Annotated in this window: 18 protein-coding genes and 2 pseudogenes; 13 read left to right on the forward strand and 7 right to left on the reverse strand. The window is 63.3% G+C overall.

The genetic code is table 11. The annotated features are described in order from the left end of the window. Window positions 1–39 precede the first annotated feature (39 nt). From G3436_RS12110 to G3436_RS12125, 4 genes and pseudogenes are all read left to right on the forward strand, one after another. Window positions 40–291 carry a DUF1653 domain-containing protein gene (locus G3436_RS12110; RefSeq protein WP_163945155.1) on the forward strand — a complete coding sequence of 84 codons (252 nt, stop codon included), beginning with the start codon at window positions 40–42 and terminating at the stop codon, window positions 289–291. A gap of 100 nt (window positions 292–391) precedes the next feature. Further along, the gene (topA, locus tag G3436_RS12115) at window positions 392–2,998 is read left to right on the forward strand and encodes a type I DNA topoisomerase (protein ID WP_163945157.1); all 2,607 of its coding nucleotides are present in this window, start codon (window positions 392–394) and stop codon (window positions 2,996–2,998) included. Between the two features lie 164 nt (window positions 2,999–3,162). After that, window positions 3,163–3,683: pseudogene (locus tag G3436_RS12120) on the forward strand (DUF6586 family protein). Between the two features lie 49 nt (window positions 3,684–3,732). Continuing rightward, entirely contained in the window at window positions 3,733–3,969 is a 237-nt protein-coding gene (locus G3436_RS12125) for a hypothetical protein (RefSeq protein WP_163945160.1), read from the forward strand. A gap of 66 nt (window positions 3,970–4,035) precedes the next feature. On the opposite strand, the gene sulA is transcribed toward G3436_RS12125, so the two are convergent. Both sulA and lexA read right to left on the reverse strand, forming a co-directional pair. Continuing rightward, entirely contained in the window at window positions 4,036–4,518 is a 483-nt protein-coding gene (sulA, locus tag G3436_RS12130) for an SOS-induced cell division inhibitor SulA (RefSeq protein WP_163945162.1), read from the reverse strand. A 12-nt stretch (window positions 4,519–4,530) separates the two neighbouring features. Continuing rightward, complete coding sequence (lexA, locus tag G3436_RS12135; RefSeq protein WP_163945164.1) at window positions 4,531–5,139, reverse strand: transcriptional repressor LexA; 609 nt, start codon at window positions 5,137–5,139, stop codon at window positions 4,531–4,533. Window positions 5,140–5,367: 228 nt separating this feature from the next. Here lexA and G3436_RS12140 point away from each other — a divergent pair, with 228 nt between their 5' ends. The 3 genes from G3436_RS12140 to nagZ are packed head-to-tail and all read left to right on the forward strand — an operon-like array spanning window position 5,368 to window position 7,665. Next, window positions 5,368–6,075 (forward strand): TetR/AcrR family transcriptional regulator, encoded by a 708-nt coding sequence (locus tag G3436_RS12140; protein ID WP_163945166.1) that lies wholly within the window; start codon window positions 5,368–5,370, stop codon window positions 6,073–6,075. Window positions 6,076–6,119: 44 nt separating this feature from the next. After that, complete coding sequence (locus G3436_RS12145; RefSeq protein ID WP_178116432.1) at window positions 6,120–6,644, forward strand: L,D-transpeptidase; 525 nt, start codon at window positions 6,120–6,122, stop codon at window positions 6,642–6,644. A 22-nt stretch (window positions 6,645–6,666) separates the two neighbouring features. Next, complete coding sequence (nagZ, locus tag G3436_RS12150) at window positions 6,667–7,665, forward strand: beta-N-acetylhexosaminidase (RefSeq protein WP_178116435.1); 999 nt, start codon at window positions 6,667–6,669, stop codon at window positions 7,663–7,665. Window positions 7,666–7,770: 105 nt separating this feature from the next. On the opposite strand, the gene G3436_RS12155 is transcribed toward nagZ, so the two are convergent. The 3 genes and pseudogenes from G3436_RS12155 to mfd form a co-directional block, all read right to left on the reverse strand. Continuing rightward, on the reverse strand, window positions 7,771–10,440 hold the full coding sequence (locus tag G3436_RS12155; RefSeq protein WP_163945171.1) for a DEAD/DEAH box helicase: 2,670 nt from the start codon (window positions 10,438–10,440) through the stop codon (window positions 7,771–7,773). 4 nt (window positions 10,441–10,444) lie between these two features. Beyond that, entirely contained in the window at window positions 10,445–11,017 is a 573-nt protein-coding gene (locus G3436_RS12160; RefSeq protein WP_163945173.1) for a CsiV family protein, read from the reverse strand. A 10-nt stretch (window positions 11,018–11,027) separates the two neighbouring features. Next, window positions 11,028–14,476 (reverse strand): annotated as a pseudogene (gene mfd / locus G3436_RS12165) (transcription-repair coupling factor). Between the two features lie 180 nt (window positions 14,477–14,656). Between mfd and G3436_RS12170 the strand changes: the two are divergent. From G3436_RS12170 to sthA, 3 genes are all read left to right on the forward strand, one after another. Next, window positions 14,657–16,120: a glyceraldehyde-3-phosphate dehydrogenase gene (locus G3436_RS12170; protein WP_163945175.1), complete on the forward strand. Its 1,464-nt coding sequence runs from the start codon at window positions 14,657–14,659 to the stop codon at window positions 16,118–16,120. An 85-nt stretch (window positions 16,121–16,205) separates the two neighbouring features. Further along, the gene (locus tag G3436_RS12175) at window positions 16,206–17,195 is read left to right on the forward strand and encodes an FAD:protein FMN transferase (protein ID WP_163945201.1); all 990 of its coding nucleotides are present in this window, start codon (window positions 16,206–16,208) and stop codon (window positions 17,193–17,195) included. 185 nt (window positions 17,196–17,380) lie between these two features. Next, entirely contained in the window at window positions 17,381–18,775 is a 1,395-nt protein-coding gene (sthA, locus tag G3436_RS12180; RefSeq protein ID WP_163945178.1) for a Si-specific NAD(P)(+) transhydrogenase, read from the forward strand. Between the two features lie 42 nt (window positions 18,776–18,817). On the opposite strand, the gene G3436_RS12185 is transcribed toward sthA, so the two are convergent. Continuing rightward, complete coding sequence (locus G3436_RS12185) at window positions 18,818–19,540, reverse strand: glycerophosphodiester phosphodiesterase family protein (RefSeq protein WP_163945181.1); 723 nt, start codon at window positions 19,538–19,540, stop codon at window positions 18,818–18,820. A gap of 26 nt (window positions 19,541–19,566) precedes the next feature. Next, window positions 19,567–20,154, reverse strand: a complete 588-nt coding sequence (locus tag G3436_RS12190) for a PilZ domain-containing protein (protein WP_163945184.1) — start codon at window positions 20,152–20,154, stop codon at window positions 19,567–19,569. Between the two features lie 94 nt (window positions 20,155–20,248). Here G3436_RS12190 and G3436_RS12195 point away from each other — a divergent pair, with 94 nt between their 5' ends. The 3 genes from G3436_RS12195 to G3436_RS12205 all read left to right on the forward strand — a co-directional run bounded on the left by G3436_RS12195 (window position 20,249) and on the right by G3436_RS12205 (window position 23,507). Beyond that, the gene (locus G3436_RS12195) at window positions 20,249–21,499 is read left to right on the forward strand and encodes a lipoprotein-releasing ABC transporter permease subunit (RefSeq protein WP_163945187.1); all 1,251 of its coding nucleotides are present in this window, start codon (window positions 20,249–20,251) and stop codon (window positions 21,497–21,499) included. A 7-nt stretch (window positions 21,500–21,506) separates the two neighbouring features. Next, window positions 21,507–22,190, forward strand: coding sequence for a lipoprotein-releasing ABC transporter ATP-binding protein LolD (lolD, locus tag G3436_RS12200; protein ID WP_178116433.1), 684 nt, complete (start codon window positions 21,507–21,509; stop codon window positions 22,188–22,190). Between the two features lie 72 nt (window positions 22,191–22,262). After that, complete coding sequence (locus G3436_RS12205) at window positions 22,263–23,507, forward strand: lipoprotein-releasing ABC transporter permease subunit (protein ID WP_163945193.1); 1,245 nt, start codon at window positions 22,263–22,265, stop codon at window positions 23,505–23,507. Window positions 23,508–23,544: the final 37 nt, after the last annotated feature.

A 23,544-nucleotide genomic window follows, 5' to 3' on the forward strand; every position in this document is an offset into this window, starting at 1 on the left:
TTTTGTTTTTTGCGGATTTTTTTCAAGAGGGTGGGCAGCATGCAGATACAACCAGGCGTTTACCGGCATTACAAAGGGCCTGAGTATCGTGTATTCGGCGCCGCACGCCATTCCGAGAGCGAGGAGTGGGTGGTGTTCTACCAGGCTTTGTATGGTGATTTCGGCCTGTGGGTTCGGCCCTTCTCGATGTTCACCAGTGCGGTCGAGGTTGACGGCGAGCAGGTGCCGCGCTTTGCTTTGGTCAAGGCCGAAAGCGAGCTGTTTTCGCGCCCCGATGCACGAGGCGGCTGAACTTCGGCGCTTGACCTCACTCTGTTGCCACTATATATAGCGGTGCCACGTCAGGTACCTGCCGTGTTTTTATTTTCGTTATTCAGGAATTTTCCGATCCATGGGCAAATCGCTGGTCATTGTGGAATCCCCGGCTAAGGCCAAGACCATCAACAAGTACCTGGGCAACCAGTACGTGGTGAAGTCGAGTATCGGCCATATCCGAGACCTGCCCACCAGCGGTTCCGCCAGCAAGGAGCCTGCTGCCAAGCGCGGCAAGGCTGCTGCCGGCGAGGCACCCGCGCTGTCGCCGAAAGAAAAGGCACGCAAGCAGTTGGTGGCGCGCATGGGCGTCGACCCGGACCACGGCTGGAAGGCCAAGTACGAGATCCTTCCGGGCAAGGAAAAGGTCATCGAGGAGTTGCGCCGCCTGGCCAAGGATGCCGACACCATCTATCTCGCAACCGACTTGGACCGCGAGGGGGAAGCCATTGCCTGGCACCTGCGCGAAGCCATTGGTGGGGATGACAGCCGCTACAAGCGCGTGGTGTTCAACGAAATCACCAAGAAGGCCATCCAGGAGGCTTTCTCCCAGCCGGGCGAACTGGACATCGACCGGGTCAACGCGCAACAGGCCCGTCGTTTCCTCGACCGGGTGGTGGGCTACATGGTCTCGCCGCTGCTGTGGCAGAAGATCGCCCGCGGCCTGTCTGCCGGCCGTGTGCAGTCGGTGGCGGTCAAGCTGGTGGTTGAGCGCGAGCGCGAGATCCGTGCCTTCATCCCCGAAGAGTACTGGGAAGTGCATGCCGACCTGGGCACGGCCAAGGACGCCAAGGTGCGCTTCGAAGTCGCGCGCCACAACGGCGAGGCCTTCAAGCCGCTGAACGAAGCCCAGGCCATGGCCGCGTTGGAGAAGCTCAAGGCTTCCAGCTACACCATCGCCAAGCGCGAAGACCGTCCGACCAGCAGCAAGCCCTCGGCACCGTTCATCACCTCCACCTTGCAGCAGGCTGCGAGCAACCGTCTTGGCTTCGGCGTGAAGAAGACCATGATGATGGCCCAGCGTCTGTACGAAGCGGGCTACATCACCTACATGCGTACTGACTCGACCAACCTGTCGGTCGACGCCGTGGAGATGGCCCGCAGCTACATCGAAAGCGAATTCGGCAAGAAGTACCTGCCCGAAGCGCCGATCGTGTACGGCAGCAAGGAAGGCGCCCAGGAGGCGCACGAAGCGATCCGCCCTTCGGACGTGGCCACGCACCCGACCAAGCTCAGCGGCATGGAGCGTGATGCCGAGCGTCTGTACGAGCTGATCTGGCGCCAGTTCCTGGCCTGCCAGATGCCACCGGCGCAGTACCTGTCGACCACCGTCAGCGTGACCGCTGGCGAGTACGAGCTGCGCGCCAAGGGCCGTATCCTCAAGTTCGACGGTTATACCCGTGTGCTGGCGCAGCAGAGCAAGCCGGGCGATGACGATGTACTGCCAGACATGAACCAGGGTGAAGTGCTCAAGCTGATCAAGCTCGATCCGAGCCAGCACTTCACCAAGCCACCGGCGCGCTTCTCCGAAGCCAGCCTGGTCAAGGAAATGGAAAAGCGCGGTATCGGTCGCCCGTCGACCTATGCGGCGATCATCTCGACCATCCAGGACCGCGGCTATGTGACCTTGCACAACCGGCGCTTCTATTCCGAGAAGATGGGCGACATCGTCACCGAGCGTCTCTCCGAGAGCTTCTCCAACCTGATGGACTATGGCTTCACCGCCGGCATGGAAGAGAACCTCGATGACGTGGCCCAGGGCGAGCGCGACTGGAAAAACGTGCTGGACGAGTTTTATGGCGACTTCAGCAACAAGCTGAAGCTGGCCGAAGACGCCGAGAAGGGCATGCGTGCCAACCAGCCGACGCCGACCAGCATCGCGTGCAAGGAATGCGGTCGCCACATGATGATCCGTACCGCCTCCACTGGTGTGTTCCTCGGTTGCTCGGGTTACAGCCTGCCACCCAAGGAGCGCTGCAAGGCCACTGTGAACCTGGTGCCGGGTGACGAGATTGCCGCCGACGACGAAGGTGAGTCCGAGTCGCGCGTGCTGCTGGGCAAGCACCGTTGCCCGATCTGCTCGACGGCGATGGACGCCTACCTGCTGGACGAGAAGCACAAGCTGCACATCTGCGGTAACAACCCGGACTGCACGGGCTATGAAATCGAAGAGGGCAGCTACCGGATCAAGGGCTACGAAGGCCCGAGCCTGGAATGCGACAAGTGCGGCAGCGAGATGCAGCTCAAGACCGGCCGTTTCGGCAAGTTCTTCGGCTGTACCAATGCCGAGTGCAAGAACACCCGCAAGCTGCTCAAGAGCGGTGAAGCGGCACCGCCGAAGATGGATGCGGTGAAGATGCCTGAGCTCAAGTGCGAGAAGGTCAATGACACCTACGTGCTGCGTGATGGTGCTTCGGGCTTGTTCCTGGCCGCCAGCCAGTTCCCGAAAAACCGCGAAACCCGCGCACCGCTGGTGATGGAGATCGTGCCACACAAGGACGAGATCGATCCGAAGTATCACTTCCTGTGTGATGCGCCGAAGAAGGACCCTGAAGGTCGCCCGGCGGTGATTCGCTACAGCCGCAAGACCAAGGAGCAGTACGTGCAGACCGAGGTGGACGGCAAGCCGACCGGCTGGAAAGCGTTCTATGACGGCAAGGCGTGGAAGGTCGAAGACAAGCGCTAAGCGATAGCCCGAGCGCGCAAGGCCGTACCCGCAACCGCTGAGGTTGCAGGTATGGCCTTTTTTGTGCGCGTTTGAAAAAGCCATTGCCGCTATTTTTCTTGCGCCTGCGCAATCCATCGCAGAAACTGATCCACCCGCTGTGCAGTCTTTCGGAGCGCGCCTCGATGGCCCAGGAACTCTATACCCGCACCAATCAGAAAATCTATTTTGCGGGCCTGGCCCTCGAAGCGCTGGGCAAGGCACAGGAGAGCCGGGCGATGAATGCCCAGGCGCTGATCCAGGCTGAGCGCGAGTCGGCGCTGTTTCACCTGTACGGTGCCTGCTCGGGTTGTGCCATGAGATTGCAGGTTTCTATCGCCTGCCTCAGGCTGGCGCACCGCGTGCCGAACTGCTGTTGACCCGCGAAGCGCTGGCCGCCATCGCCATTCCGGAAATGGCCGAGCTGGTGGAGTTGGCCGAACAGCCAGAAACCTGGCTGGCGCAATTGCTCAGGGCTTATGCCGATTTGTTCCGACCGCCGGTCGCGGTAAAAGCGCCTAAAGGTGACGTGACGCAGCCCTTGATTCAGGCCGTGAGCCTGGATGAACCCGAGGTTGCAGCGCTGTCGCGCGATGAGTTGGAAAGCTGGCGGCAAAATCTCAAGGGTCTGACCGTGCGCTTTCGTGAAGGCCTGAGTGAGTGCTGATCGTGCCAGTGGCTGGTACAATGCCGCCTTTCCTGGAGAACAGTCTTTTATGCCCACGTCCTTTCTTGAAATTGTCGAGTTGCCTGATGGTCGCATCGAGCTGCGCCGCGCTGAGGACGAGGGTTCGTTGGTAACCCTGGATTTTTCGGAGGACGCCAAGGCGTTCCTGCAGGGGCAACACGTCGAGGTGGCCAAGGCCATGCTCAGTGTCGGCGTGCAAATGGCTGGCAAGCTGGTGGAAGGCGAGATCGAGCACGAGCATGAGGGCCCGCGGGTCCTGCACTGATCGTCAACACCCGGCTTCCTCGTCCTGAGGAAGCCCGTTGTCTACCCAATGAGTGTGACGCGAATATCAGCCCAGGCGGATGTTCAGGCTTTGTGCGTCTCCCGCACGCGCGGCATTGGTCAGTTGCAGGCGAGCGCCACTGCCGACCGGGTTGAACCAGGTCACCACGGTATGGCTGCGGCCCAGGCGCAGGGCATCGCAGGCCAACTGCAGGGCGCTCTGGTTGCCGCGTGGCTGTAGCAGCAGGATGCGTTCGCGGTTGAGGCCGGCATCGCGCAGCCAGGCTTGGGTGAGGCTGGTGGGCGGGGCGATCAGGGTCAGCCAGCGGGCGTCCTGTTCTTCGCTCAGCTCGCTCAGGTCACGCAGCACCGGTGCCAGCAGGCTTTGGCAGTGCTCCAGTGCACCACGCAGGGACAATTCGCTGAACGCTTGCGGCTTGCTGCTCTGCCGGGCGGGCGCCTTGGCCTTGACGCGTGGCAGTACCGGCTGGGCCAGGAATGCTTCGAACAAGGGCAACTGTGCTTGCTGTGGTGCGTGGGGGAACTGCATGACGCCTCCTTATTAGCGGCGGATAACGCCGACGCTCAAGCCCTCGATTACCAGGTCCTGCTCTTTCAGGTTGACTTCGATAGGGGCGAATTCGGGGTTCTCGGCAATCAGCCAGACTTTATTGCCTTCACGTTTGAAGCGCTTGACCGTGACTTCGTCACCCAGGCGGGCTACGACGATCTGACCATTGCGCGCTTCGCGGCAGGTGTGTACGGCCAGCAGGTCGCCGTCGACGATCCCGACATCTCGCATGCTCATGCCGTGTACACGCAGCAGGTAATCGGCGCGGGGATGGAAAAACGCCGGATTGATGTTGCACGACTCCTCGATGTGCTGCTGCGCAAGAATCGGTGCGCCCGCGGCGACACGGCCAATGATCGGCAGGGCGTTGTCATCGGGTTTGCTTTCGAGGCCGGGAATGCGGATGCCGCGCGAGGCGCCCGGGGTCATTTCGATCGCGCCCTTGCGGGCCAGTGCCTTGAGGTGCTCTTCGGCGGCGTTGGGAGACTTGAACCCCAGCTCCTGGGCGATTTCGGCGCGGGTCGGGGGGAAACCGTTATCTTCAAGGCATCGCTTGATAAAAGCCAGAATCTCAGCTTGGCGTGGCGTCAGTTTTAGCATCTCGATCGCTCTGTCTTTTTATACAGTGACTGGGATTATATACAGTGTCGGCAGAAAGCTACAAGCGTCAAGCGGTACGCCCGTGCGCCTTTACTTGTGGCGTGAAACTTGTGGCTTGAAGCTGGCTTCAATACCATGACCCGTCAGGCATAAAACGGCCGTACATACTTGACAGAACAGTGCCTTGAAACGTATGTTTCAAACAAGTGTTTGTCAGGCGGAAAAGTCATGGCCCAGTCGGAAACCGTTGAACGCATTCTCGATGCTGCCGAGCAGTTGTTCGCGGAAAAAGGTTTTGCTGAAACCTCATTGCGGCTGATCACCAGCAAGGCCGGGGTCAACCTGGCAGCAGTAAACTACCATTTCGGTTCGAAGAAGGCGTTGATCCAGGCGGTCTTCTCGCGCTTCCTCGGGCCATTCTGCCAAAGCCTGGAGCGTGAGCTCGAACGGCGCCAGGCGCGCCCCGAGCAGAAGCCCACCCTCGAAGAGCTGCTGGAGATGCTGGTCGAGCAGGCGCTGGTGGTACAGCCACGCAGCGGCAACGACCTGTCCATCTTCATGCGCCTGCTGGGCCTGGCCTTCAGTCAGAGCCAGGGCCATTTGCGCCGTTACCTCGAAGACATGTATGGCAGGGTGTTCCGCCGCTACATGCTGCTGGTCAACGAAGCGGCGCCGCAAATCCCGCCTATCGAACTGTTCTGGCGCGTGCACTTCATGCTGGGTGCTGCGGCGTTCAGCATGTCGGGCATCAAGGCGTTGCGCGCGATTGCCGAAACCGATTTCGGGGTCAACACGTCGATCGAGCAGGTCATGCGCCTGATGGTGCCGTTTCTGGCCGCTGGCATGCGCGCCGACAGCGGGGTCACCGACCAGGCGATGGCCGCAGCGCAGTTGCGTGCGCGCAGCAAGTCGACGGCGGTGCCGGCCAAGGCCTGATTCACGACTGGGCGCCAAGGCTGGCTTGGGCTAAGCTAGCGCCCATGCCTATTCTCGACCTGCTGCACATCTCCCTTGCCGACCAATGCCTGTACGGGTTCGCCCAAGGCCGCCTGGTCGAGCGTATTGCGGTGTCCACCGCACTCAATGGCCCCGGTGAGCACAATGGCTCTGGCTGCACCCCGCGCGGGCGGCACCAGGTGCGTGCAAAAATCGGCGCCGGGCTGCCCCAGGGCGCGGTATTGCGCGGGCGGCGCTGGACCGGCGAGACCTGGACGCCCACGCTGCACGAGCAGTACCCGGGGCGTGACTGGATCCTTTCACGCATCCTGTGGCTCAGTGGCCGCGAGCCGGGGCGCAACCGTCTGGGCCCGGTGGACACCTTTCGCCGTTACATCTACCTGCACGGCACCCCGGACAACGAGCCCATGGGCATTCCCTTGTCCCATGGCTGCATACGCCTGCGCAATGCCGACCTGGTGCGACTGTTCGACCAGGTGCCTGCGCACTGCCCGGTACAGATCGAAGAAGCTGCTTGCCCCGCCTGGGCGAGCGCCCCCCTGAACTGAAGGATCGTTTATGAGTGTCAGCCTGCAAGGCTCCCTGATGGTGGATATCGCCGGTACCTGGCTGAGCGCCGAAGATCGCCACCTGCTGCGCCAGCCAGAAGTGGCCGGCCTGATCATCTTTGCCCGCAACATTCAGTCGCCGCGCCAGGTGCGTGAGCTGAGCGCGTCGATCCGCGCCGTACGGCCTGACCTGATACTGGCGGTGGACCAGGAGGGCGGTCGTGTGCAGCGCCTGCGCCAGGGCTTCGTGCGGTTGCCGGCGATGCGCGCGATTGCCGACAACCCCAATGCTGAATACCTGGCCGAGCAATGTGGCTGGCTGATGGCCACAGAGGTCCTGGCCGTCGGGCTCGACCTGAGTTTCGCGCCCGTGCTGGACCTGGATCACCAGCGCAGCGCGGTGGTCGGCAGTCGTGCCTTCGAAGGCGACCCGCAGCGTGCCACGCTGCTGGCCGGTGCGTTCATTCGCGGGATGAACGCCGCTGGCATGGCCGCCTGTGGCAAGCACTTTCCCGGGCATGGCTGGGCAGAGGCGGACTCGCATGTGGCGATCCCCACTGACGAGCGTAGCCTGGCGCAGATTCGTGCTGCGGACCTCGTGCCGTTCACGCGCTTGAGCGGGCAGTTGGCGGCAGTGATGCCGGCGCACGTCATCTATCCGCAGGTCGACAATCAGCCGGCGGGGTTCTCGCGGCGCTGGCTGCAGGACATCCTGCGCGGCGAGCTGGGTTTTGCCGGGGTGATCTTCAGTGATGACCTGTCGATGGCCGGCGCGCATGTGGTGGGTGATGCGGCCAGCCGTATCGAAGCGGCCTTGAGTGCGGGTTGCGACATGGGGCTGGTGTGCAATGACCGGGCGGCTGCCGAGCTGGCGTTGTCGGCGGCGCAGCGGCTGAAGGTGCGGCCGTCGCCGCGGATCGCGCAGATGCGCGGGCAAGGTTTTGCCCGCACCGATTACCGCGAGCAGCCGCGTTGGCTGCAGGCGCTCGGGGCGCTCAAAGAGGCGCAACTGATCGATTGAGGGTGGCTTGTCTGGCCCTTTTGCTGGCAAGCCAGCTCCCACAGGTACACCACTGATTTCAAGGGTAGTGGGCAGCCTGTGGGAGCTGGCTTGCCAGCGAAGGGGTCAACCTGATTTTGTTGCCTGGCGCCGTCCTGGCAGCGGCGCAAACAGCGCGTCGATATCTTCGTCTGCCAGCTTCCAGTCCCCGGCCTGGCGACCGTCCAGCAGCCCCGCAGCCAACGCTGCTTTCTCCTGCTGCAGTTTCTGGATCTTCTCTTCCACCGTGCCGCGCGTGATCAGCTTGTACACGAACACCGGTTTGTCCTGGCCAATGCGGTAGGCGCGATCGGTGGCCTGGTTCTCGGTGGCCGGGTTCCACCAGGGGTCGTAGTGGATCACCGTATCGGCCGCTGTCAGGTTCAGGCCGGTACCGCCCGCCTTGAGGCTGATCAGGAACAGCGGCGTCTGCCGCGATTGAAACTGCTGTACCGGCGTGCGCCGGTCACGCGTATCACCCGTCAGCAGGCTGTAGCTCACGCCGCGCTTGTGCAGTTCCTGCTCGATCAGTTCGAGCATCGAGGTGAACTGCGAAAACAGCAGGATGCGCCGCCCTTCGCTGAGCAACTCGTCAAGCATTTGCATCAGGCTGGCCAGCTTGCCCTTGTCCGAGTGTACGGTGCGGGTGGTCACGCTTTTCACCAGGCGCAGGTCGCAGCACACCTGGCGCAGCTTGAGCAGTGCATCGAGAATCACGATCTGGCTGCGGGCTGCGCCATTGCGGGTGATTTCCTCGCGGACTTTCTTGTCCATCGCCACCCGTACCGTTTCATAGGTATCGCGCTGTGCATCGCTGAGCTCCACCCAGTGCACGATCTCGGTCTTGGCCGGCAGCTCGCGGGCGACCTGCTCCTTGGTGCGGCGCAGCAGGAACGGGCGTACGCGTGCCGCCAGGTGGGCCATGCGCTCGGCATCGCCGTGGCGTTCGATGGGAGTGCGATAGTCGCGGCTGAAGCGCTTGCTGTCACCCAGCCAGCCGGGCAGCAGGAAGTGGAAGATCGACCACAGCTCGCCCAGATTGTTTTCCATCGGCGTGCCGGTCAGGCACAGGCGCTGGCTGGCCTGGATCTCGCGGGCGGCTTCGGCGGCCTTGCTGGTGGCGTTCTTGATGTTTTGCGCTTCGTCCAGAATCAGCAGGTGCCAGGGTTGCGCGGTAAAATGCGGCAGGTCGCGGGGCAGCAGAGCGTAGGTGGTGAGCACCAGGTCGTATTGGTCGATGTCGCCAAAGTGCTTGGTGCGCCCGGCACCATGCAGCGCCAGCACGCGCAGTTGTGGCGTGAAGTGCTGCGCTTCATCAAGCCAGTTGGGGATCAGGCTGGTCGGCATCACCGCCAAGGCGGGGCGTTGCAGGCGGCCGGCATTTTTTTCGGTGAGCAGGTGCGCCAGGGTCTGCAGGGTCTTGCCCAGGCCCATGTCGTCACCCAGGATCCCGCCCACGTCCAGCTCGCGCAAGGTCTGCAGCCAGTTCAGGCCTTCAAGCTGGTAGGGTCGCAAGGTCGCGTTGAGGCCCTCGGGCGCCGCCACCTCGACTCGGTTGGACTCGCGCAGGCGTCGGGCGAAATCACGTACCCGGTCGCCGCCGCGCCAGGTCATGGCCATGTCGTCGATGCTGCTCAGGCGCGCGGCATCGGGGGCGGCCAGGCGCAAGGACGGGCCGCTGTCGTTGCCCAAATAGAGTTCGCCCAGGGTGGCCATCAGCGGCTTGATGCGTGCGTACGGCAAGGCCACGCGCAGCGCCGGGCTGTCGTGGCGTGCGCGATTGAGGTCGATCAGCAGGTGTTCGTCGTCACCGCGCCTGGCCAGTTCGCTGGCACGCAGCAGCTCGGGATTGCTGCGCAGCAGGTGCAGCACGATCGGCAGCAGGCTGTGGCGCTGGCCGTTGACCACGATGCCCAGTTCCAGGTCGAACCATTCACGCCCCGGTGCTTCCTCGACGTCGGCATACCAGTCGTCGATGTCATGCAGGTTGAACGCGAAGTCGGGCTTGATCTCCACTTCCCAGCCGGCTTCACGCAGTGCGCCGATACCCTGGCGAGCGAACTCCAGCCAGGCCTGCTCGTCGGCCATCTGCAGCATTTCGCCGGCCGTGTCGGGTAACGCCTTGCTCTGTCGGGTAGCAACGCTGAAACCCATTTTCTTGAGGGTTTGGCGCAGCGCGGCTTCGGCATCGGGCTGGCGCTGGATGCGCTGGCGGACAGTGCCGTCGATGCGGGTGATCTCACTTGTGCTTCTGGGGTTGGTGCGCAGGCCGTCATAGGTGAATGCCAGTGCGGCGCGGTGCTGCAGCTGGCGTTGCATCTTGCCGGTCTTGGGCATGTAGGCGGTGAATTCGTAGCTGCCCAGGGTCAGGTGAGGCGCGGCAGGCACGTTGTCGATGAGGTGGTCCTGGTACGTCGCTGAAACGCTGCGCGGCTCAGGCATCTGCGACAGCGACGGGTTGTGCGCAAACCACCTCATGAGGTGGAACAAGGCGGCTGCGCAATGCTTGCAATCTGTTTTTACCGGGCAACTGCACTTGGCCGTCAGGCGCAGATAACTGCCGGCTTTCACACGCAAGGTCTGCCGGTAGACATTGCCGCCCGAGCCGCGGCAGGTGGTGACGGCGCCTTCAGCGTCGACCGAAACGAGGGTGATGCGCTTTTCGTCCTCGTATTTCGAGCCTCGGGAAAGCACTCTGGGCCCGAACTGCTCAAGCCAGAAGTCATCCGCGAGTGCACGCTGCAGTGGAGTCGACATGTCTCTACTGCTCCATCATCTCCGCTGCGGCGGGAGAGCTGGTGCGGGTGCCTGCGGCGATGACCTTGAACAGCACGGCCAGGTGCCCGCCGTCGAGGAAGGTCAGTTCGTTGTTCTTCACCGTGCTGTTGACCTGCTTGAGCTGTTCGCTCTGGATCACGCTGCCATTGCCGTCGAGCTGGTTGACCCAGAAGTTGGCTTCTACCTCGATGAAGCGGCCTTGCTTGAGGCTGAAGTTGCCCTCGATCGGGAAGTGGCCGAACTGCTCCTGGCCTTCGCTGATGGCGACCCGCGACGGCTCGCTGCCGACCTGCTGTTGCCAGGCCTTGTGCAGCAGCACGGTGTAGTTGCTGTCGGCAGCCAGCTTCTCGGCCTGGTCGGTCAGCACCGGTTTGCGCACGTCGTAGTCGCTGGGCGCCTTGGCCCCCTGGCGCCAGTCTTCCGGGGCGAACTGGCTGGTGATGGCCGGCACGGCGTTCTGGCGTACCAGGAACATCTCGACCTGGTACTGGGTGTCGGCGAAGGCGGCCGGCGCAACCAGCGCCAGCAGCAGGGTCAAGCTACGAATTGCACGCATGGATCTTCCTTCAAGCGGTTTTCGGGGCGAGTCGTTCGAACAGCGCCTCCACAGTAGTAAAGCGTTCATCGGCGCGCTCCATGGGCACCATGAACTTGAACAGCGTCGCACCTTCGAACTTGTAGCGCTTGGGCTGGCCCTGGATCAGTTTGATCAGCACCAGCGGGTCGACCGGGGTTTCGGCTTCGAACTCCACGCGACCGCCTTGCGGGCCGGCATCGACCTTCTTGATGCCGAGCTTTTCTGCCTGCAGCTTGAGCAGGGTCAGGCGCACCAGGTTCTTGGTCGGCTCGGGCAGCAGGCCGAAGCGGTCGATCATCTCGACCTGCAGATCCTTGAGGCCGTCCTCGTCGACCGCCGAGGCGATGCGCTTGTACAGGATCAGGCGCGCATGCACATCGGGCAGGTAGTCTTCGGGGATCAGGGCCGGCAGGCGCAGGTTGATCTCCGGGCCGCCGCCCAGCGGCTGGTCGAGATTGGGCTGGGTGCCCTTGCGAATGGCCTTGACCGCGCGCTCGAGCATTTCCATGTAGAGGGTGAAACCCACCGCCTGGATCTGGCCGCTCTGGCCTTCGCCAAGCAGCTCGCCGGCGCCGCGGATTTCCAGGTCGTTGGTGGCCAGCACGAAGCCGGCGCCCAGGTCCTGGGTATTGGCAATGGCTTCCAGGCGCTTCTCGGCGTCGGGGGTGATCTGCTGGCGCGGCGGGGTCAGCAGGTAGGCATAGGCCTGGTGGTGGCTGCGCCCCACGCGCCCGCGCAACTGGTGCAGCTGTGCCAGGCCGAACTTGTCGGCGCGCTCGATGATGATGGTGTTGGCGCTGGGCACGTCGATGCCGGTCTCGATGATGGTCGAGGCAATCAGCACGTTGAAGCGCTTGTGGTAGAAGTCGCTCATGACCTGTTCGAGTTCGCGCTCGCGCATCTGCCCATGGCCGATGCCGATACGGGCTTCGGGCACCAGCTCGGCGAGGTCGGCTGCACATTTCTCGATGCTCTTCACATCGTTGTGCAGGTAGTACACCTGGCCGCCACGCAGCAGTTCGCGCAGCAGCGCCTCCTTGATGGTGCTCTTGTTCTGCTCCATCACGAAGGTGCGCACCGACAGCCGGCGTGCCGGCGGGGTGGCGATGATCGACAGGTCGCGCATGCCGGCCACGGCCATGTTCAGGGTGCGCGGGATCGGCGTGGCGGTCAGGGTAAGAATGTCGACTTCGCTGCGCAGGGCCTTGAGCTGTTCTTTCTGGCGCACGCCGAAGCGGTGTTCTTCGTCGATGATGACCAGGCCCAGGTCCTTGATCTTGACGTCGTCCTGCAGCAGCTTGTGGGTGCCGATGACGATGTCGATCTTGCCTTCTGCAAGGTCGGCCACGGCGGCGCTGACCTCTTTGGCCGACTTGAAGCGGCTCATCACCTCCACGGTCACCGGCCAGTCGGCAAAGCGGTCGCGGAAGCTGTTGTAGTGCTGCTGGGCGAGCAGGGTGGTGGGCACCAGGATGGCGACCTGGCGACGCCGTGCACGGCGATGAACGCCGCGCGCATGGCCACTTCGGTCTTGCCGAAGCCGACGTCGCCGCACACCAGGCGGTCCATCGGCTTGGCGGCGAGCATGTCCTCGCGCACCGCTTCGATGGCCGATTGCTGGTCGGGCGTCTCTTCGAACGGGAAGCCGGCACTGAAGGTGGCGTAGTCCACCGATGGGTCGGCGAACGCGTAGCCTTTGCGCGCGGCACGGCGGGCGTAGATATCGAGCAATTCGGCGGCCACGTCGCGCACCTGTTCGGCGGCCTTGCGCTTGGCTTTCTGCCAGGTCTCGGAGCCGAGCCGGTGCAGCGGGGCCAGGGCGTCGTCGCTGCCGGTGTAGCGTGCGATCAGGTGCAGGTTGGCCACCGGCACATACAGCTTGGCGTTCTCGGCGTATTCGAGGGTGAGGAACTCGGCGGCCTGGCCGTCGATCTCCAGGGTCGCCAGGCCCAGGTAGCGGCCTACGCCGTGGTCGATGTGCACCACCGGGGCACCTTCGCGCAGCTCGGTGAGGTTCTTGATCACCGCGTCGTTATTGACGTCGCTGCGTTTTTCGCGGCGCCTGCGCTGCATCACGCGCTGGCCGAACAGTGGGCTTTCGGCAATCAGTGCCAGCGCCGGGTCGTCCAGCAGCAGGCCATCGTCCAGCGGGGCGATGGTGATCGCCAGGCGCTGCTTGCTGTTGACGAAGTCGTGCCAGCTGTCGACGGTGTGCGGGCGCAGCTTCAGGCGTTCGAGCAGCTCCAGCAGGACTTCGCGTCGCCCGGCCGACTCGGCGGTGAACAGCACGCGGCCGGGGAACTGCTCAAGAAAGCCCGACAGCGCTGCCAGCGGCTGGTTGGCCTTGGCCTCGATGGCCAGGTTGGGCAGTGTCTGTGCGGCAAAACGTTCACGGCCGGGGCCGCTGTCGAGGTCATCCTGGCTGACCACCACACGTGGCCAGCCCTTGAGTCGGGCAAAGCAGTCTTCCACCGGCATGAACAGCTCGGCCGGGGGCAGCAGTGGCCGGTTGGGGTCGATGCGGCGTTCTTCGTAGCGGTTGCGCACGTCGCTCCAGAAGTGCTCGGCGGCCTGTTCCACGCCGGGCAGCGAGAACACCTGGGTGTTTTCGGGCAGGTAGTCGAACAGCGTCGAGGTGTCTTCGAAGAACAGCGGCAGGTAGTACTCGATGCCTGCGGGGATGATCCCGCTGGTGAGGTCCTGGAAGATCGGGCTGCGCCGGAAGTCCACGTCGAAGCGCTCGCGAAAGCGTGCCTTGAAGCGGGTCACTTCGTCTTTTTGCAGCGGGAACTCGCGTGCTGGCAGCAGGCGCACCGAATCGACCTTGTCGATCGAGCGCTGGGTTTCCGGGTCGAAGGTGCGCAGGGTCTCGATCTCGTCATCGAACAGGTCGATGCGGTACGGCAGCTTGCTGCCCATCGGGAACAGATCGATCAGCGCCCCGCGCACGGCGAACTCGCCGTGTTCGTACACGGTGTCGCCGCAGCGGTAGCCGCTGGCCTCCAGGCGCGTACGCATCTGCTCCACGTCGAGTTTCTGGCCGATGTCCAGCACCAGGCTGCTGCCGAGCAGAAAGCGCGTCGGTGCCAGGCGGTGCAGTGCCGTGGTGATCGGCACCACCAGTATCCCGTGGTCCAGCTCCGGTAGCCGGTATAGGCTGGCGATGCGCTGCGAGATGATGTCCTGGTGCGGCGAGAACAGGTCGTAGGGCAGGGTTTCCCAGTCGGGAAACGGCAGCACGGCCAGTTCCGGGGCGAAGAAACGCAGCTCTTGCTCCAGCCGGTCAGCGCTCTGGCTGTCGGCGGTCAACAGCAAGGTAAAGCGCTTCGCGGCGCTGGCAGCCTCGGCGATGGCCAGGCTCAGGGCGGCTCCGGGCAGGTTGCCCCAGGTGTGTTTGCCGGCAGTGGCCGGAAGGTGCGGTAGACGCAGAACAGGCACGGGAGGTCGAGCTCCAAGCGTTGCGACAAAACGCCGATTGTACCGGGCGCGGGGCGTTGCTGTCAGGTTTCGGCCAGCGGAATATCAGGGGTAAATCGTGTAGTGCGGTAGTGGCGACAGGCGCTCATTGCTCGAAGCGGCGCGGGGCGTCATAATGTAGCCCCTTTTTTCTGTCCCTACATGTGGAAGGTTCCCGTGACTCAGAAGCCCGACCAGTGTCTTGGTGAGTGGATCGATCGTGAAGCGCTTGCAGAAGCGATGATCCCGCTTATCGGTCAGCTCTACCGCAATAACAATGTGGTGAGCTCGATCTATGGCCGTAGCCTGATCAACCGTTCGGTGATCGCGATCCTCAAAGCCCACCGCTTTGCCCGTCATCGCCAGACCGACGAAACCGAACTGTCTGTCCACGAGACATTCCCGCTGCTCAAGGCCATGAGCGAGCTCAAGCTGGGCGCCGCTTCTGTCGACCTGGGCAAGCTGGCCAACAAGTTCAAGCAAGAAGGCCGCGGCCGCAGCGCCGAGCAGTTCGTGCGTGAAGAAATGGCCGATGTGGTTGGTCAGCAGAACGCCTCTGCACGCAAGGGCACCGACGTGGTCCTGTACGGCTTCGGTCGTATCGGCCGTCTGCTGGCGCGCATCCTGATCGAGAAGACCGGTGGTGGCGACGGCCTGCGCCTGCGCGCCATCGTGGTGCGCAAAGGTGCCGAGAACGACCTGGTCAAGCGTGCCAGCCTGCTGCGCCGCGACTCGGTGCACGGCCCGTTCGATGGCACCATCACCATCGACGAAGAAAACAGCACCATCACCGCCAACGGCAACCTGATCCAGGTTATCTACGCGAAGAACCCGAGCGAAGTCGACTATACCCAGTACGGTATCGAGAACGCCCTGATCGTCGACAATACCGGCGTATGGCGTGATGCCGACGGTCTGGGCCAGCACCTGGCCTGCCCGGGCGCTTCACGCGTGATCCTCACCGCACCCGGCAAGGGCGCGCTGAAGAACATCGTGCACGGCATCAACCATGGCGAAATCAGCGCGGACGACAAGATCATTTCGGCCGCTTCGTGCACCACCAACGCCATCGTGCCGGTGCTCAAGGCGGTCAACGACAAGTTCGGCATCGTCAATGGCCACGTTGAAACGGTTCACTCGTACACCAACGACCAGAACCTGATCGACAACTTCCACAAAGGCAGCCGCCGTGGTCGTTCCGCTGCACTGAACATGGTCATCACCGAGACCGGCGCAGCCACTGCCGCCGCCAAGGCGCTGCCTGTGCTCAAGGGCAAGCTGACCGGTAATGCGATCCGTGTACCGACGCCGAACGTGTCGATGGCGATCCTGAACCTGAATCTGGAAAAGGCCACCAGCCGCGACGAGATCAACGAGTACCTGCGCCAGATGGCCATGCACTCGGACCTGCACAAGCAGATCGACTTCGTCAGCTCGCAGGAAGTGGTTTCCAGCGACTTCGTGGGTTCGCGCCACGCAGGCGTGGTCGACGCCGAAGCCACCATCTGCAATGACAACCGTGTTGTGCTGTACGTCTGGTACGACAACGAATTCGGTTACAGCTGCCAGGTAGTGCGTGTGATGGAAGACATGGCTGGGGTCAACCCGCCAGCCTTCCCACGCTAAGCTTTACGCTGCGTTGAAAAAACGGGAACCTTCGGGTTCCCGTTTTTTTTTGCTCTACAGGAGGCGCCGAGTGAAGTGTGCAGGGATGGCAGTGCTGGCCTGCGCGGCAGTGCTGGCGGGGTGCGGGCAAGGCGACGCGCTGGAGCGCATCAGTGGCCCGACCATGGGCAGCAGCTATACCGTGCAGTACGTGCGGCGTGCCGGTGGCCCTGCACCCGCGACGGTGAAGGGCGAGGTGCAGGTGGTCCTGGAGGGTATCGACCAGCGCTTTTCCACCTATCGCAGTGATTCGCTGATCGGGCAGTTCAATCAATTGCCGGCCAACCGTTGCCAGGCAATGCCCGCCGATGTGTTGCAACTGGTGCGCGTGGGCGAGCAGCTGTCGCGTCAGAGCGACGGTGCGTTCGACCTGACGGTGGAACCATTGCTGGACCTGTGGGGCTTCGGTCCGCAGGCGCGTGCCGAGGCGGTTCCCGAGGCCGGGGTGTTGGCCAGGGTGCGTGAGCGTGTGGGCTACCAGCACCTGCATATCGACGGCCAGCAGTTGTGCAAGGACGCCGCTGTCGAAGTCGATTTCAACAGTATTGCCGCCGGCCACGCGGTCGACCTGATTACCGAGCGCTTGCGTGCCCTGGGGCTGGACAGTTTTCTGGTGGAGGCCACCGGCGAGCTGAAGGCCGTGGGGCGCAAGCCTGATGGCAGCGCCTGGCGCGTCGCACTCGAACTGCCTCGCGATGACCGCCAGATTGCCCAGCAGGTGGTGCCGGTGGATGGCCATGGGGTGTCCACGTCGGGTGACTACCGCCACTATTTCGAGGACAATGGCCGGCGTTATTCACATACCTTCGATGCGCGCCTGGGGCGGCCGGTGAGCCACGCTCTGGCGTCGGTGACCGTGCTGGCGCCGACGGCGCTGATGGCCGACGGCTATTCGACCCTGCTGCTGATACTGGGGCCCGAGCAGGGCTGGCGCTTTGCGCTGGAGCACCAGATTGCGGCGGTGTTCGTGAGCCGTGTCGAGGGTGGGTTTGTTTCCCGGGCCACGCCGGCGTTCAATATGATCGCAGGGGAATGAGGCGAGCCGGGCAGCGCTGAATAGATGTAGTGCAGAGAAAAATAGCCTACGACGCGACCAAGGGTTAATGTGCGCGGCGTTCAAGCTTGATTAGACTGCACCCGAATTTTTGCATGGCGCCGCTGGCGACATGATGTAGCCCCGGAGGTCAATGTGGCGTCCGGGCCTGTTCTGAAGGAGTACGCATGGCTGTCTACAACTACGACGTAGTGGTGTTGGGTTCCGGCCCGGCAGGAGAAGGGGCGGCAATGAACGCCGCCAAAGCAGGACGCAAGGTAGCGATGGTCGATAGCCGTCGCCAGGTCGGCGGTAACTGCACCCATCTGGGCACCATCCCGTCCAAGGCCCTGCGTCACTCGGTGCGCCAGATCATGCAGTTCAACACCAACCCGATGTTCCGGGCCATTGGTGAGCCGCGCTGGTTCTCCTTCCCCGACGTGCTGAAAAGCGCCGAGAAGGTCATCTCCAAGCAAGTCGCCTCGCGTACCGGCTACTACGCGCGCAACCGTGTCGACGTGTTCTTCGGCACCGGCAGCTTCGCCGACGAGCAGACCATCGAAGTGGTCTGCGCCAATGGCGTGGTCGAGAAGCTGGTGGCCAAGCACATCATCATCGCCACCGGCTCGCGCCCGTATCGCCCGGCCGACATCGACTTCCACCACCCGCGTATCTACGATAGCGACACCATCCTGAGCCTGGGCCACACCCCGCGCAAACTGATCGTGTACGGCGCCGGTGTGATCGGTTGCGAATACGCCTCGATCTTCAGCGGCCTGGGTGTGCTGGTCGAGCTGGTGGACAACCGCGGCCAGTTGCTGAGCTTCCTCGACTCCGAGATTTCCCAGGCGTTGAGCTACCACTTCAGCAACAACAACATCACCGTGCGCCACAACGAAGAGTACGAGCGTGTCGAAGGCCTGGACAACGGGGTGATCCTGCACCTGAAGTCGGGCAAGAAGATCAAGGCCGACGCCTTGCTGTGGTGCAACGGGCGTACCGGCAACACCGACCGCCTGGGCCTGGAAAACATCGGCGTGAAGGTCAACAGCCGTGGCCAGATCGAAGTGGACGAGGCCTATCGTACCTGTGTGCCGAACATCTACGGCGCCGGTGACGTGATCGGCTGGCCAAGCCTGGCCAGTGCGGCGCATGACCAGGGCCGTTCGGCCGCTGGCAGCATCGTCGACAATGGCAGCTGGCGCTTCGTCAACGACGTGCCCACGGGCATCTACACCATTCCCGAGATCAGCTCGATCGGCAAGAACGAGCAGGAGCTGACCCAGGCCAAGGTGCCGTACGAAGTGGGCAAGGCGTTCTTCAAGGGCATGGCGCGCGCGCAGATCGCCGGTGAGCCACAGGGCATGCTGAAGATCCTGTTCCACCGCGAAACCCTGCAGATCCTGGGCGTGCACTGCTTCGGCTACCAGGCCTCGGAGATCGTGCACATCGGCCAGGCCATCATGGACCAGCCGGGTGAGCAGAACACGCTGAAGTACTTCGTCAACACCACGTTCAACTACCCGACCATGGCCGAAGCCTATCGGGTTGCCGCCTACGACGGCCTCAACCGGCTTTTTTGAGCGGCTCCGGCCGGTGGCCTGAGCCGGCCGGGGAGACCGATTTCAGCGATTCTCGAGGGTGGCGCTGGCCAAACCGGGAAAGTCTGTAATCAGGCTGTCTACGCCGAAGTCAGCGAGCCGCAGCATCAGCGCCGGCTCGTTGACTGTCCATACCGACACATGCAACCCCTGACGCTGGGCCTTGGCCAGGCGCTCGGGGGTGCAGTGCGTCCAGTTCAATGCCAGCAGATTGCAGCCATAGTTCTGTGCGACCTTCAACGGGTCGAGCCAGGTGTATTCGGCGACCAGGCCGCGGGCAATGTCCGGGGTCAGCTCCAGGGCTGCGCCCAGCACTTCCCGTGAGCTGGAGGTGATGGTGACCTTGTCCAGCAGGCCGAAGCGCTGGGCCATTTCGCGAATCGCCAGCACCGTGGTAGCGGCGCGGGTACGTGAGGCGCTTTTGACCTCAAGCTGCCAGTGTTCGAAATCACACTGCTCGAACAGCGTCTCCAGGCGCGGGATCGGGCAGGGCGTGACCCATCCAGGGCCGCCCTTGCGCGCATCGTAGGTCGCCAGGTCGGCGGCGCTATGTTCCACCACCTTGCCGCCACGACCGGTGGTGCGTTTGAGGCTGGGGTCGTGGATGACCATCAGCTCGTTGTCGGACGACAGGTGCAGGTCCAGCTCGCAACGGCGAACGCCGTGGCTCAGGCATTGCTGGAAACTGCTCAGGGTGTTCTCGGGGGCTTCGCCCTTGGCGCCGCGGTGGCCGTAAATCTGGGTCACGTTTGTTCCTTCAAGAAAAGTGAAACTCAGGAGGCGCTCGGATCGTTCTGTTCCAGAGCCTGGCGACGTTGCTGCGCCTGCTTCTGGAGGATATAGCGTGCCAGCAGCTGGCGTTGCGCGTCGGTCATGTCGACGAACTCGGTGCCGATCTCGAACAGGCCGTCGGCCTTGCTGTCGCAGTGGGTCACCTTGGCCCGCAGCAGCAGCCCGAGCGCCTGGGGCATCAGCACCATCTTCACCGCCACGCGGCTGCCGGCCGTGATGGGCTGGGCCTGGCGCACTTCGATGCCGCCCTCCGAGAGCACCACCGCGCGTGCTTCGCCGATCTGCCCCAGCAGCGTCTGTGCAACCACGGCACTGAGCAGGTCGATGCGCTTGTTCTGCGCCTTGAGAAAGGCGGCCAGGGTGCGGTCCTTGTCACTGAGTTGGCGCAGCAGGTGCTGGGACTCGAACTCGCTCAGGTGCAATTCGCTGAGCAGGTTGAACAGTGGCGAAGCATCCTGCAACAACTCGCCGCCCAAGGCCTCTGCGGCGCTCAGCGGGGTAATTTCCAGTGCGATCCGATCCTCGATACGGTAGTATTCGCGGCGATCTTCTTCATCTAATGTCGACATGGCGAACCCATGGTAGCGGCGGTGGTCTGAGTGTAAAGCTGCTATTCAAGCCCCGCCACAAGGACGTTCCTCTTTCCTCCGAACAAGCCCCGACATGTTCAGACCTCTTTTCGTATTTATCGGTACGCGTTACACCCGTGCCAAGCGTCGCAACCACTTCGTCTCGTTCATTTCGCTGACCTCGATGATCGGCCTCGCCCTGGGCGTGGTGGTGATGATCGTGGTGCTGTCGGTGATGAATGGCTTCGATCATGAGATGCGTACCCGCGTGCTGGGCATGGTGCCCCATGCCACCCTCGAAACCGGGCAGCCGATCAGCGACTGGCCGGCCCTTGCCGATACAGTAAAGCAGAACCCGGCGGTGCTGGCGGTGGCGCCGTTCACCCAGATGCAGGGCCTGCTGACCCATGACGGCAAGGTACAGAAGGTGCTGCTCAACGGCATTGACCCTGCGCAAGAACGTCAGGTGTCGATCATCGACGACTTCGTGCGCGAGGGTAAGCTCGATGCACTGGCCCCCGGCAGCTTCGGCATCATGATCGGCGACAAGGCCGCGACCAAGCTGGGCGTGGGCATCGGTGACAAGCTGACCTTCGTTGCCCCCGAGGTCACCGTGACCCCGGCCGGCATGTTCCCGCGCATGAAGCGCTTTACCGTGGTCGGCATCTTCCACGTGGGGGCTGGCGAGATCGACGGCTACCTGGGCCTGACCAACCTGTCCGACCTGTCGCGCCTGCACCGCTGGAAAGCCGATCAGGTGCAGGGCCTGCGCCTGAAGTTCGACGACCTGTTCCAGGCGCCGCGGGTGGCCTGGAACATTGCCCAGAACCTGGGCGAGCACGAGTTCTATGCGCGTGACTGGACCCGCAGCCACGGCAACCTGTACCAGGCCATCCGTATGGAGAAAGCCATGATCGGCCTGCTGTTGCTGCTGATCGTGGCGGTGGCGGCGTTCAACATCATTTCCACCCTGGTGATGGTGGTCAACGACAAGAAGGGTGACATCGCCATCCTGCGCACCCTGGGCTCCACGCCGGGGCAGATCATGGCGATCTTCATGGTGCAGGGCACCGTGATCGGCGTGGTCGGCACCCTGATCGGCGCGGTGGTCGGCATTGCCGCGGCGTTGAACGTGAGCGCGGCGATTGCCGGCCTGGAGCGGCTGATCGGGCACAAGTTCCTGAGCGCCGACGTGTACTTCATCGATTACCTGCCGTCGCAGGTCATGGCCGAAGACGTGTGGATGGTCTGCGGCGCGGCGCTGGTCCTGAGTTTCCTCGCCACCCTGTATCCGGCCTGGCGTGCGGCACGCACCCAGCCTGCGGAGGCGCTACGTTATGAGTGAGTTGGGCATGAGTGATAAAGCAGTGCTGAGTTGCCGCAACCTGGGCAAGTCCTACGAGGAAGGCCCGGAGTCGGTGCAGGTGTTGTCGGGCTTGCAGCTGGAGTTGCACCCCGGTGAGCGCGTCGCGATCGTGGGCAGTTCGGGCTCGGGCAAGAGTACCTTGCTCAACCTGCTGGGCGGTCTCGATACGCCGACCAGCGGTAGCGTATGGCTGGCCGGTGAAGAGCTGTCGGCACTTGGCGAGCGTGCGCGCGGCCTGCTGCGCAACCGTGCGCTGGGCTTCGTCTACCAGTTCCACCACTTGCTGCCGGAGTTCACCGCGCTGGAGAACGTGTGCATGCCCCTGTTGATCGGCCGCACGCCGATCCCCGAGGCCCGCGAGCGTGCCGAGGCATTGCTCAAGCGCGTTGGCCTGGGCCACCGCCTGACCCACAAGCCGGCCGAACTGTCCGGTGGCGAGCGTCAGCGTGTAGCGATTGCAAGGGCGCTGGTCAACCGGCCGGGCCTGGTGATGCTCGACGAGCCTACCGGCAACCTCGACCATCACACTGCCCAGGGCATTCAGGACCTGATGCAGGAACTGAGCAGCTCGTCGCAGACGGCGTTCCTGGTGGTGACCCACGACCTCAACCTGGCGCGCCAGATGGACCGCGTGCTGCGTCTGGAAGACGGGCGACTGGTGTCGATCTGAGCTGGCAGTACAGGTGGCCCGCCGAGCGTGGTGGGCCCCGTGTTTCTTTTCTTTACCTGGGTGCTTCAGTTCATGTTCAGACCCTTGTCAATTTTCATCGGTGCGCGTTACACCCGTGCCAAGCGTCGCAATCACTTCATCTCGTTCATCTCGATGACGTCGATGATCGGCCTGTCCCTGGGCGTGCTGGCAATGATCGTGGTGCTGTCGGTGATGAACGGCTTCCAGCGTGAAATGAGCGCGCGGATCCTGGGCATGGTGCCGCATGCGGCGGTGCTCGGTGCCACGCCGCTGGACAACTGGCAGGCAGTGGCCGATGCCGCGTCGAAGAACCCCGAGGTGGTGGCCGCCGCGCCGCTGACCGAAATGGAAGGCATGCTGTCGTACAAGGGCTCGATGCAGCCGATCCAGATCAGCGGCATCGACCCGGCGCAGGAAGGCAAGGTTTCGATCGTCGCCGACCACATCGTGCAAGGGCGTCTCGATGACCTCAAGCCGGGTGAGTTCGGCGTGGTGGTGGGCGAGATGACGGCACGCCGCTTTCGCTTGAATGTCGGCGACAAGTTGACCCTGATCGTGCCAGAGGTGAGCTCAGCACCCGGGGGCATCACCCCGCGCATGCAGCGCCTTAACGTGGTGGGCGTGTTCAAGGTGGGCGCCGAGCTGGATGGTTCCATGGGCCTGATTCACATGGCCGATGCGGCGACCATGCAGCGCTGGGAGCCTGGCCAGGTGCAGGGCGTGCGGCTCAAGGTCAAGGACCTGTACAGCGCGCCGCAGGTATCGGCGGCAATCGTCGCGCAGCTGGGCGGCCAGTACCGTGCCGATGACTGGACGCACACACAGGGCAGCCTGTTCAGTGCCATGAAGATGGAAAAGACCATGATCGGCCTGCTGCTGATGATGATCATCGCGGTAGCGGCGTTCAACATCATTGCCACCCTGATCATGGTGGTGAACGACAAGGGCGCGGATATCGCCATCCTGCGCACCATCGGCGCGACGCCAGCGCAGATCATGGGCACGTTCATGGTGCAGGGCAGCCTGATCGGCGTGGTCGGTACGTTGATCGGCGGCGTGCTGGGCGTGATTGCCGCGCTCAACGTGAGCCAGATCGTCGGCTGGCTGGAGCGGGTGAGTGGGCAGCATATCTTCACCTCCGATGTGTACTTCATCAGCACCTTGCCATCGGAGCTGCAATGGGGTGATGTGGCGCTGATCTGCAGCGCCGGGCTGGTGATGAGTTTTCTTGCGACGCTGTACCCGGCGTGGCGCGCTTCGCAGGTCGAGCCGGCGTACGCCTTGCGTTACGAGTAATGCCCATGGGCCGCTGCGCGGCCATTCGCTGGCAAGC

This window comes from Pseudomonas brassicae, assembly GCF_010671725.1.
Lineage (GTDB): Bacteria > Pseudomonadota > Gammaproteobacteria > Pseudomonadales > Pseudomonadaceae > Aquipseudomonas > Aquipseudomonas brassicae.

Bases quoted from the DNA above. Each gene is read 5' to 3' on its own strand.
- G3436_RS12110 (WP_163945155.1), top strand. From the start codon at position 40: ATGCAGATACAACCAGGCGTTTACCGGCATTACAAAGGGCCTGAGTAT.
- topA (WP_163945157.1), top strand. From the start codon at position 392: ATGGGCAAATCGCTGGTCATTGTGGAATCCCCGGCTAAGGCCAAGACC.
- G3436_RS12125 (WP_163945160.1), top strand. From the start codon at position 3,733: ATGCCCACGTCCTTTCTTGAAATTGTCGAGTTGCCTGATGGTCGCATC.
- sulA (WP_163945162.1), bottom strand. From the start codon at position 4,518: ATGCAGTTCCCCCACGCACCACAGCAAGCACAGTTGCCCTTGTTCGAA.
- lexA (WP_163945164.1), bottom strand. From the start codon at position 5,139: ATGCTAAAACTGACGCCACGCCAAGCTGAGATTCTGGCTTTTATCAAG.
- G3436_RS12140 (WP_163945166.1), top strand. From the start codon at position 5,368: ATGGCCCAGTCGGAAACCGTTGAACGCATTCTCGATGCTGCCGAGCAG.
- G3436_RS12145 (WP_178116432.1), top strand. From the start codon at position 6,120: ATGCCTATTCTCGACCTGCTGCACATCTCCCTTGCCGACCAATGCCTG.
- G3436_RS12155 (WP_163945171.1), bottom strand. From the start codon at position 10,440: ATGTCGACTCCACTGCAGCGTGCACTCGCGGATGACTTCTGGCTTGAG.
- G3436_RS12160 (WP_163945173.1), bottom strand. From the start codon at position 11,017: ATGCGTGCAATTCGTAGCTTGACCCTGCTGCTGGCGCTGGTTGCGCCG.
- G3436_RS12170 (WP_163945175.1), top strand. From the start codon at position 14,657: ATGTGGAAGGTTCCCGTGACTCAGAAGCCCGACCAGTGTCTTGGTGAG.
- G3436_RS12175 (WP_163945201.1), top strand. From the start codon at position 16,206: ATGGCAGTGCTGGCCTGCGCGGCAGTGCTGGCGGGGTGCGGGCAAGGC.
- sthA (WP_163945178.1), top strand. From the start codon at position 17,381: ATGGCTGTCTACAACTACGACGTAGTGGTGTTGGGTTCCGGCCCGGCA.
- G3436_RS12190 (WP_163945184.1), bottom strand. From the start codon at position 20,154: ATGTCGACATTAGATGAAGAAGATCGCCGCGAATACTACCGTATCGAG.
- G3436_RS12195 (WP_163945187.1), top strand. From the start codon at position 20,249: ATGTTCAGACCTCTTTTCGTATTTATCGGTACGCGTTACACCCGTGCC.
- lolD (WP_178116433.1), top strand. From the start codon at position 21,507: ATGAGTGATAAAGCAGTGCTGAGTTGCCGCAACCTGGGCAAGTCCTAC.
- G3436_RS12205 (WP_163945193.1), top strand. From the start codon at position 22,263: ATGTTCAGACCCTTGTCAATTTTCATCGGTGCGCGTTACACCCGTGCC.